This is a genomic window from Achromobacter sp. 2789STDY5608615 (assembly GCF_001298995.1).
GTDB classification, from domain to species: Bacteria; Pseudomonadota; Gammaproteobacteria; order Burkholderiales; family Burkholderiaceae_B; genus Achromobacter; species Achromobacter insuavis.
Genome location: NZ_CYTY01000030.1, coordinates 41,407 through 50,013, shown reverse-complemented (window position 1 = coordinate 50,013; position 8,607 = coordinate 41,407). Strand labels below are relative to the sequence as shown.

General features: G+C 67.1%; 8 protein-coding genes and 1 pseudogene. 8 read left to right on the top strand and 1 reads right to left on the bottom strand.

The features are described 5' to 3' along the window. Window positions 1-263, bottom strand: a pseudogene (locus AOZ49_RS31920) (tRNA uridine-5-carboxymethylaminomethyl(34) synthesis GTPase MnmE); the annotation flags it as partial. A gap of 115 nt (window positions 264-378) precedes the next feature. Between AOZ49_RS31920 and AOZ49_RS22755 the strand changes: the two are divergent. The 8 genes from AOZ49_RS22755 to AOZ49_RS22720 all read left to right on the top strand — a co-directional run bounded on the left by AOZ49_RS22755 (window position 379) and on the right by AOZ49_RS22720 (window position 8,559). Beyond that, a complete protein-coding gene (locus tag AOZ49_RS22755) occupies window positions 379-1,965 on the top strand; it encodes an ABC transporter substrate-binding protein (RefSeq protein ID WP_054431109.1) in 1,587 nt (528 codons plus the stop codon). Window positions 1,966-1,987: 22 nt separating this feature from the next. After that, window positions 1,988-2,962 carry an ABC transporter permease gene (locus AOZ49_RS22750; protein WP_054477891.1) on the top strand — a complete coding sequence of 325 codons (975 nt, stop codon included), beginning with the start codon at window positions 1,988-1,990 and terminating at the stop codon, window positions 2,960-2,962. Further along, window positions 2,959-3,879, top strand: coding sequence for an ABC transporter permease (locus AOZ49_RS22745; RefSeq protein WP_054431005.1), 921 nt, complete (start codon window positions 2,959-2,961; stop codon window positions 3,877-3,879). The genes AOZ49_RS22750 and AOZ49_RS22745 overlap by 4 nt, the downstream gene beginning before the upstream one ends. Window positions 3,880-3,890: 11 nt before the next feature. Further along, window positions 3,891-4,886, top strand: a complete 996-nt coding sequence (locus AOZ49_RS22740; RefSeq protein WP_054431110.1) for an ABC transporter ATP-binding protein — start codon at window positions 3,891-3,893, stop codon at window positions 4,884-4,886. After that, the gene (locus tag AOZ49_RS22735) at window positions 4,883-5,899 is read left to right on the top strand and encodes an ABC transporter ATP-binding protein (RefSeq protein WP_082380553.1); all 1,017 of its coding nucleotides are present in this window, start codon (window positions 4,883-4,885) and stop codon (window positions 5,897-5,899) included. Before AOZ49_RS22740 ends, AOZ49_RS22735 begins: the two co-directional genes overlap by 4 nt. A 108-nt stretch (window positions 5,900-6,007) precedes the next feature. Continuing rightward, window positions 6,008-7,210, top strand: coding sequence for a M20 aminoacylase family protein (locus tag AOZ49_RS22730; protein WP_054431007.1), 1,203 nt, complete (start codon window positions 6,008-6,010; stop codon window positions 7,208-7,210). 223 nt (window positions 7,211-7,433) lie between these two features. Then, the gene (locus AOZ49_RS22725; protein ID WP_054477889.1) at window positions 7,434-8,348 is read left to right on the top strand and encodes a TauD/TfdA dioxygenase family protein; all 915 of its coding nucleotides are present in this window, start codon (window positions 7,434-7,436) and stop codon (window positions 8,346-8,348) included. Window positions 8,349-8,379: 31 nt separating this feature from the next. Then, the gene (locus tag AOZ49_RS22720; RefSeq protein WP_054431010.1) at window positions 8,380-8,559 is read left to right on the top strand and encodes a hypothetical protein; all 180 of its coding nucleotides are present in this window, start codon (window positions 8,380-8,382) and stop codon (window positions 8,557-8,559) included. Window positions 8,560-8,607: the final 48 nt, after the last annotated feature.

Genomic DNA, 8,607 nt, shown 5'->3' with positions numbered 1-8,607 from the left:
GCGGGGCCGCCGTGGCCTTGCAGTTCGAGCACGTCCTCGCCGGTGTAGGAATGCGGCCCCTTGAAGTACAGCGCGATGCCTTCATCGAGCAGTTCGCCGTCGACCGCCTTGAACGGCAGATAGTGCGCGTGGCGCGGCGTGAGTTCGCGCTGGAACAGGCGACGCACCAATTCGGACAGGTCCGCACCAGAAACGCGCACGACGCCGATGCCGCCTCTTCCGGGGGCGGTGGCAATGGCGGCGATGGGAGCATGAACGGACATATCGGGGACAACGCGAGGCAAGGACAATAGGGGAATATAACTGTTGCGCGGGGCCTTGTTTGCTGGTTAAGGTGCGCCAGAGGTTTAAAACCCGAAACATCCCTGGGAGATCATGATGGCATCTCGGTTTTCGCGTGTGTTGGCCTGTGGTTCGGTAGCGGTCCTGCTGGCCTTCGGCACCCTCAATTCGGCGCTGGCGCGCGACCTGGTGATCGGGCTGAAGACCGAGCCATCGTCGATGGATCCGCAGTATCACGCGTTGACGCCGAACACCCAGATCTCCCAGACCATCTTCGACACGCTGGTGGCCACCGACGCGCAGCTCAAGCCGGTGCCGGCGCTGGCCGAATCCTGGACCGTCGACGGCAAGGTGTGGACCTTCAAGCTGCGGCCCGGCGTCAAGTTCTCCGACGGCTCGCCGTTCACCGCCGAGGACGTGGTCTTCACCTATGACCGCGTGCCCAAGGTGCCGAACAGCCCGTCGCCGTTCACGCTGTACCTGGGCTCGGTGGCCAAGGCCGAAGCGGTGGATCCGATGACCCTGCGCATCACCACCAAGGAAGTGGCGCCGAACCTGCTGGTGAACCTGGCGCAGCTGCCCATCATGTCGAAGAAGGCCGCCTCCGGCCCCGCGGCCGAAGGCAAGACCACCACGGAATTGAACAGCGGCGACGGCCTCATCGGCACCGGCCCGTACAAGTTCGTGTCGTGGAAGCGCGGCGCCGAATTCGTGCTGGCGCGCAATGAAAATTATTGGGGCAAGAAGCCTACCTGGGACAAGGTGATCTATCGCCCGATCAGCAACGCCGCGGCGCGCGTGGCGGCCCTGCTGGCCGGCGACGTCGACATGATCGAGGATCCCCCGACCGATGACCTGCCCAAGCTCAAGGGCGACAAGAAGCTATACGTCGAAGAGACGCCGTCGGTGCGCGTGGTGTACGTGGCGCTGGACCAGTACGCCGAGCCCTCGCCCGGCATCCAGGGCACCGACAAGAACCCGCTGAAGGACAAGCGCGTGCGCGAGGCGTTGTCGCTGGCGATCAACCGCGATGCGCTGGTCGAGCGCGTGATGGGCGGCGTGGCGCTGCCCGCCGGCAACCTGCTGCCTTACCCCATGTTCGGGTCGAGCAAGGAACACTCCAAGGCGCCCAAGGCCGACGTGGAAAAGGCCAAGGCGCTGTTGAAGGAAGCGGGCTATCCCAACGGCTTCTCGATCACGCTGGGCTCGCCCTCGGGCCGCTACGTCAACGACTCCAAGGTGGCGCAGGCCATCGCCTCGATGTGGACGCGCGTGGGCGTCAAGACCAGCGTCGACGCCATGGCGCCGCCGGTGTTCTTCAAGAACCGCGACAGCTACGCGTTCTCGGCCTATCTGGCCGGCTGGTCGGTGACCAGCGGCGAGATGTCGAACGCGCTGACCTCGCTCCTGGTGACGCGCAATCCCGAGGCGGGCCTGGGCACCACCAACCGCAGCCGCTACTCGAATCCCAAGATGGACGAGCTGGTGAAGGAAGCCTCGTCCACCATGGATGACGCCAAGCGCGCCGAGCTGCTGTCCAAGGCCAGCAACATCGCCATGGACGACTTCGCGATGCTGCCGGTGCACTTCGAGCTGTCGGTGTGGGCGATGAAGAACGACATCCGCTACCAGGGCCGTCCCGACCAGGTCACGCTGGCGCAGTTCGCAACGCTGAAGAAGTAATGCGCGCAGCGGGCGGTATGACGTGCTAGCGACAATCGTACGAAGACTGCTGCAAACCATCGTCGTCATGCTGGTCATGTCGGCGCTGGTCTTCGCCGGCATCTACATGGTCGGCGATCCGGTATCGATGCTGGCCAGTCCGGAGGCCACCGAGGCGCAGCGCGCCGCCATCCGCGCCTCGCTCGGCCTGGACCTGCCGCTGTGGCGGCAGTACCTGATCTTCATGGGCCAGGCGGTGCGCGGCGATTTCGGCAACAGCTTCCTGACCGGCGAGCCGGCCATGCACCTGATCCTGGAGCGCATGCCGGCCACGGTCGAGCTGGCCTGTGTGGCCATGCTGATGTCGGTGCTGATCGGCGTGCCGCTGGGCATTCTGGCCGGGCTCAAGCCGAAGGTGGCCGGCTCGCGCGTCATCATGACAGGATCGGTGCTGGGCTTCTCGCTGCCCAACTTCTGGGTCGGCCTGATGCTCATCATGGTGTTCGCGGTGATGCTGGGCTGGGTGCCGGCCGGCGGCCGCGGCCAGACCGTCAGCATCGGTTCGCTGCAGTTGAGCGTGCTGACGCTGGATGGCTGGCTGAGCCTGGCCCTGCCCGCGGCCACCATCGCCTTCGCCAAGTGCGCCATGATCATCCGCGTGACCCGCGCCGCCACGCGCGAGGCGCTGCCGATGGACTACATCAAGTTCGCGCGCGCCAAGGGCCTGTCGGAAAAGCGCGTGCTGGGTGTGCACCTGCTCAAGAACATCCTGATCCCCGTGGTCACCGTGGCGGGCCTGGAGTTCGGCCAGGTGATGGCCTTCGCGGTGGTGACCGAGACGGTGTTCTCGTGGCCCGGCATGGGCAAGCTGCTGATCGATTCCATCATCAACCTGGACCGGCCGGTGGTGGTGGCGTACCTGCTGCTGATCGTGTTCTTCCTTGTGATGCTGAACCTCGTGGTGGACATCATCTATACGGTGCTGGATCCCCGCGTACGCCTGGATAGCCGCCGATGACCGCCCCCGCGACCACCACCGTGCCGACCGCCGCCGCCAAGGAACAGACGCCCTGGCGCCGCTTCCTGGGCGATTTCTTCGCCAGCAAGCTGGCCACGCTGGGCCTGGTGATGCTGGTGCTGATCGTCGGCGCGGCGCTGCTGGCGCCGTGGATCGCGCCGCAGAATCCGTATGACCTGGCGACGCTGGACATCATGGATTCCAAGCTCAAGCCCGGCAGCGAAAGCGGCGACGGCGGCATTCATTACTGGCTCGGCACCGACGGCCAGGCGCGCGACCTGCTGTCGGCGATCCTGTACGGCATGCGCACCAGCCTGCTGGTGGCCACCGTATCGGTGCTGGCGGCGTTCGGCATCGGCGCCACGGTGGGCCTGATCGCGGCCTACTTCGGCGGGCGCATCGACGCGCTGCTGATGCGCATTGTGGATATCCAGTTGTCGTTCCCGGCGATCCTGGTGGCGTTGATGCTGCTGGCGATCCTGGGCAAGGGTGTGGATAAGGTGATCATTGCGCTGATCGTGGTGCAGTGGGCCTATTTCGCCCGCGCCGCGCGCGGCGCCGCATTGGTCGAGCGCGGCAAGGAATACGTCGAGGCGGCGCGCTGCATGTCGCTGTCGTGGGGGCGGGTGCTGTTCCGCCACGTGCTGCCCAACTGCATGCCGCCGCTGATCGTGATCGCCACCATCGACCTGGCGCACGCCATCGCGCTGGAAGCCACGCTGTCGTTCCTGGGCGTGGGCGTGCCGGTGACCGAGCCGTCGCTGGGCATGTTGATCTACAACGGCTTCGAGTACCTGCTGTCGGGTCAGTACTGGATCTCGTTCTTCCCCGGCATCGCGCTGGCGCTGGCCATCATCGCCATCAACCTGGTGGGCGACCACCTGCGCGATGTGCTCAACCCGCGCCACGCGAATTGAGGGTGGACGCGATGCAGACGCAAGCTGTGGACAAGTCGCCGGTGCTCGATGTGCGGGGCCTGAAGACGCATTTCTTCACCCGCAATGGCGTAGTGAAGGCGGTCGATGGCGTCGACCTGACGGTGGCCGAAGGCGAGATCCTGGGGCTGGTGGGCGAATCGGGTTCGGGCAAGAGCATCACCGGTTTCTCGCTGATGGGCCTGCTGGATGAACCGGGCCGCATCGTCGAGGGCGAACTGCGCCTGAACGGCGAGGACCTGCGCGGCGCGTCGCCGGCGCGCTGGCGGCAGTTGCGCGGGCAGGAGATCGCCATGATCTTCCAGGACCCGATGATGACGCTGAACCCGGTGCTGCGCGTCGATACGCAGATGATCGAAGCGGTGCAGGCGCATCACAAGGTATCGCGCGAACAGGCGCGTGAACGCGCCCTGCAGACGCTGACGATGGTCGGCATCCCGTCGCCGCAGGAACGCCTGCGGACCTATCCGCACCAGTTGTCGGGCGGCATGCGGCAACGCGTGGCGATCGCGATCGCGCTGCTGAATTCACCGCGCGTCATCATCGCCGACGAACCCACCACGGCGCTGGACGTGACCATCCAGGGGCAGATCCTGTTCGAAGTGCAGAAGCTGTGCCGCGAGACCGGCACCGGCCTGGTGTGGATCACGCACGACCTGGCGGTGGTGGCGGGCCTGGCCGACCGCGTGTCGGTGATGTACGCCGGCCGCGTGGTCGAGACCGGCAGCACGCGCGACGTCATCAGCCATCCGATGCATCCGTACACGCACGGCCTGATCGCCTCGATTCCGACGCCGGAATCGCGCGGCCGGCCGCTGGTGCCGATTCCCGGCATGACGCCGTCGCTGCTCAACCTGCCGCAGGGCTGTGCGTTCCGCGGGCGCTGCCCGCGCGCCAGCGAGGCCTGTATGACCGAGCCGCAGCCCGTGGAAGTGCGCCCGTCGCAATGGGTGCGCTGCTGGCATGCCGGCGCGCCGGAGGTCCAATGAACGCCGCCGATCGCAACGCCGCCCCCATCCTGTCGCTGCGCGGCGTGGAGCTGCGCTTCACACAACACGTGGACCTGGCCGGCCGCATCGCCAACCTGCTGGGCGCGGGTTTGAAGACGCAAGTGGTGCACGCCGTGGCCGGCGTGGACCTGGACGTGCAGCCGGGCGAGGTCATCGGCATCGTCGGTGAATCCGGTTGCGGCAAGTCGACGCTGGGACGCATCGTCTCGGGCATCCTGCCGCCCTCTTCCGGTGAAGTGCACTATCAGGGCCAGGCCGTGAAGGCCATGGCGGGCCCGCAGCGGCGCGCCTACGAGCTGGGCGTGCAGATGATCTTCCAGGACCCCTACGCCTCGCTCAACCCGCGCATGCGGGTGCGCGAGATCATCGGCGAAGCGCCGGTGGCGCACGGCCTGATCCGCGCGCGCGACAAGGCCGAGTATGTCGCCGGCCTGATGCGCCAGGTGGGGCTCGACCCGGCCTTCGCGCAGCGCTATCCGCACCAGTTCTCGGGCGGCCAGCGCCAGCGCATCGGCATCGCGCGCGCGCTGGCGCTGAAACCCTCGGTGATCGTGTGCGACGAGGCCGTGGCGGCGCTGGACGTGTCGATCCAGGCGCAGGTGCTGAACCTGTTCGAGAAGCTGCGCGACGAGCTGGACCTGACGTACCTGTTCATCAGCCACAACCTGAGCGTGGTCAGCCACATCTCGGATCGCGTCGCCATCATGTACCTGGGCCGCGTGGTCGAGCTGGCGCCGACCGACACGGTGTTCCAGCGCGCCAACCATCCATACACGCAGGCGCTGCTCAAGGAACTGCCGACGCTCACGCCGGGACGCCGCAGCTACCAGCCGATCAAGGGCGAGCTGCCGTCGCCGCTGGATCCGCCCGGCGGCTGCGCCTTCCATCCGCGATGTCCCCAGGCCATGCCGCGCTGCAAGACCGAGCGGCCGCTGCTGCGCGAGGTCGCGCCGATGCAGTTCAGCGCCTGCCATCTGAACGACCCGGCCTGACGCCAATCCGTAACAACGCTGGACGCGGCCGGCGACGGGCGCGAGAATTTCCCGGTACCCTGTCATACGACATCCGTTCTCTTCTTTCCTTTCCGCCTACCTTCCGCCATGAAAACCCTCGCCGAAATCGAACGCGCCCACGGTGAACTGACCGAACTGCGCCGTGACATCCACGCCCATCCCGAACTGGCCTTCCAGGAAACGCGCACCTCCAACCTGGTGGCCGAGCGCCTGCGGCAATGGGGGCTGGAAGTCCACACCGGGCTGGGGAAAACCGGCGTGGTCGGCGTGCTGCGTGGCGGCAGCGGCGGCAAGACCATCGGCCTGCGCGCCGACATGGATGCGCTGCCCATGCCCGAGCACAACCGCTTCGCGCACAAGTCCACCATCAGCGGCCGCATGCACGGCTGCGGCCACGATGGCCACACCACGATGCTGCTGGGCGCGGCGCAATACCTGTCCACGCATCGCGATTTCGACGGCACCGTGGTGTTCATCTTCCAGCCGGCCGAGGAAGGCGGCAACGCCGGCGCGCGCGCCATGATGCAGGACGGCCTGTTCGACAAATTTCCCTGTGACGCGGTGTTCGGCATCCACAACATGCCCGGCATGCCGGTCAATCAGTTCGGTTTCCGCGCCGGCCCCACCATGGCGTCGAGCAACCGCTGGGACATCGTCATCAAGGGCGTGGGCGGCCACGCCGCGCAGCCGCATGCGTCGGTCGACCCGATCATCGTCGCGGCCGACATGGTGCACGCGCTGCAGACGGTCATCTCGCGCAGCAAGAACCCGCTGGAGCAGGCGGTGCTGTCGATCACGCAGATCCACGCTGGCGACGCCTACAACGTGATTCCCGGCGAAGCGGTGCTGCGCGGCACGGTGCGCACCTATTCGGTCGAGGTGCTCGACAAGATCGAGGAAGACATGCGCCGCATCGCCACCACGCTGCCGCAGGTGTACGGCGGCAGCGGCACGCTGGACTTCGTGCGCGCCTATCCGCCGCTGGTGAACTGGGACAAGGAAACCGCGTTTGCCGCGCAGGTGGCCGAGGACGCCTTCGGCGCCGAGAACGTGGTGCGCGACATGCCACCCTTCATGGGCGCCGAGGACTTCTCGTTCTTCCTGGAGGCTCTGCCCGGCACCTATCTGTTCCTGGGCAACGGCGACGGCGACCACCGCATGGAGAGCTATCACGGCATGGGGCCGTGCCAGCTGCACAACCCGAACTACGATTTCAACGACGCGCTGCTGCCGGTGGGCGCGACGTATTGGGTCAAGCTGGTCGAGGCCTATCTGCCCAGGCACAAGTAGCGCGCCACCGCGCTTCATGCATTGTGGCGATATGCTTATGCGCGATGCCACACCAGCCGCCCGGTCTCCCGGGCGGTTTTTCTATATGACGCCAGGCTTTGTTCAAACGCCGATAACTTCGTTTGAGATACAAGGCGCGCTTTCCATAATCGGTCATTCCTGATCCATCCGCGGATGGACCGCAGCGCCGGCGCCAACGCCGCGACGCCAACCGGAGTGACCGATGTCCCAGAGCAACGCCGTGCGGCGCGAAGAGGCCGCCCCCGTCCCGCCGCCCCCGGCCGCGCAGGCGTTCGAGCTGCGGCCGCTGGCGGGCCCCGTGGGCGCCGAGCTCATCGGCCTGGACCTGGGCCGTGAACTGTCGTCCGCCGATTTCAAGCGCGTGCACCAGGCGCACCTGGACCACCACCTGCTGGTGTTCCGCGACCAGCGCATCACGCCGCAGCAGCACATCGACTTCAGCCGCCGCTTCGGCCGCCTGATGATCCACGTGCTGCACCAGTTCCACCTGGCCAACCATCCCGAGATCCTGATCGTCTCCAACATCATCGAGAACGGCCAGCCGGTCGGCCTGGGCGATGCCGGCAAGTACTGGCATTCGGACATCTCGTACAAGGAATTGCCCAGCCTGGGCTCGCTGCTGCACGCGCAGGAACTGCCGGCGCAAGGCGGCGACACGCTGTTCGCCAACATGCACCTGGCCTACGACACCCTGCCCGCCGCATTGCGCAACGCCGTCGAGGGCAAGCGCGCGGTGCATTCGTACCTGGCCAAGTACGGCCAGCTGCAGAAGGAAGGCAACTGGCGCCCCGACCTGAGCGCGCAACAGGTGGCGCAGGTGCAGGCGGTGTCGCACCCGGTGGTGCGCACCCATCCCGAGAACGGCCGCCGCGCGCTGTTCGTGAGCGAAGGCTTCACCACCCATATCGAAGGCCTGCCGGAGGACGAGAGCCGGCAGCTGCTGGACGAGCTGTTCGCGCACAGCGTGCGGCCCGAGCACATCTACCGCCACCGCTGGCAGCCGCACGACCTGGTGTTTTGGGACAACCGCTCGCTGATCCACCTGGCCGGCGGCACGCCCGACCACCTGCGCCGCAAGCTGTACCGCACCACCATCGAAGGCGACGCGCCGTTCTAGGCCGGCCCGCGACTTATCCACAAGGAACGCCATGCGTCTGTCTCCCGATCTGCGCGAACGATTGATCCGCACCGCCACCGCCGCGGGCGTCGCGCTGGCGCTGGCCATCGTCGCGCTGGCCGCGCCCACGCCAGCCGTGGCGGGGCAAGCCGACCTGCCCGCCCCCGGCGCCGCCAGCGCGCAACACGCGCCCTCGTCCCTGCCGCGCTGAACGGTTGGCCTAGCCGGGCCTGTGGATATCCCGCAGGCCCGGGCGCAG